Here is a 920-nt window from a genome sequence, read left to right as displayed (position 1 = left end):
GGAGTGGCCTTGCGGCCGTCGAGGGTTGTGGTGGTTTTATCTTCATAACTCATTTATCAATTATAACATAACCGTAGCCGCTTGTCAACTATTTTGTGCATATGTTAATAATCAAAGGCTCCGCGGTTTTCTCAATGAGACCGCTCACGTCCATGACGGTTGCCATGGCGACGATCCCGCAGATGGCGACCCCGGCAGGCGCGAGCTGCTTCGCGGTGCGCGCGAACGCTTCACCCATGATGCGGGGACCGGCGCCCTGAATGAGGCCGCCCAGAATCGTGGAGATCAGGATGAGAACGCCAGGCGTCGCAATCCAGTCGATCTTCGCCGTAAGGACGCGCCCGTCATCGAGCGTGAAGCTGAGGGGCGTCGCGACGGCGGCGAGTTCGCCCGAAATCTTCGGGAAAAGCGGGTTCGCGGCAAGGATGAGGACGAACATCACGAGGTAGATGCTTCCTGCACGCAGGAACCCAAGCTCATGCGTCGCCTCCTTTTCCTTACCGAACCGGCGGTGTTCGCCGGGGGTCTTGTGTTCGAAGATGCGCAGCCAGAGAAGAAGATAGACGAGGCTCGTGAGGCTCCCCGCAAAGGCGACGAGCTGCGGCCCGAGGAGGCGCGCCGTCAGATACTGCGGAATGGTGGTCGTGATGCCGATGCCGATGAGGAGGGAGAGGATTCCCTTCACTGCGCCGAGGCCGCCTCCGACAATCGAGACCATCGCGACGGGAAGAAGGAAATTGAAGACCGCGAGCTGAAGAATCACCGTTGAGGAGAGGTCCGTGACGGAGAGGCTCGTGAGGTCCGCGAGCATGATCATCGGAATCCTAAAAGTCGTCTAATGCGGCCACGATTCAATTGACCCCCAACAGCTTGAGGAATAGCTGATCGCGTTTGGTTGTTTCCGTGGTCCATTTGGATGC

Annotated in this window: 1 protein-coding gene; it reads right to left on the bottom strand. The window is 58.4% G+C overall.

The genetic code is table 11. From position 1 onward, the window contains the following. Positions 1 to 88: 88 nt before the first annotated feature. Positions 89 to 817: an L-lactate permease gene (locus GBM95_RS11850; RefSeq protein WP_152159271.1), complete on the bottom strand. Its 729-nt coding sequence runs from the start codon at positions 815 to 817 to the stop codon at positions 89 to 91. Between the last annotated feature and the right edge of the window lie 103 nt (positions 818 to 920).

Source organism: Sutterella seckii, from assembly GCF_009183815.1.
GTDB classification, from domain to species: Bacteria; Pseudomonadota; Gammaproteobacteria; order Burkholderiales; family Burkholderiaceae_F; genus Sutterella; species Sutterella seckii.
This window is presented reverse-complemented; position numbering and strand designations above follow the sequence as displayed.

Bases quoted from the DNA above. Each gene is read 5' to 3' on its own strand.
- GBM95_RS11850 (WP_152159271.1), bottom strand. From the start codon at position 817: ATGATCATGCTCGCGGACCTCACGAGCCTCTCCGTCACGGACCTCTCC.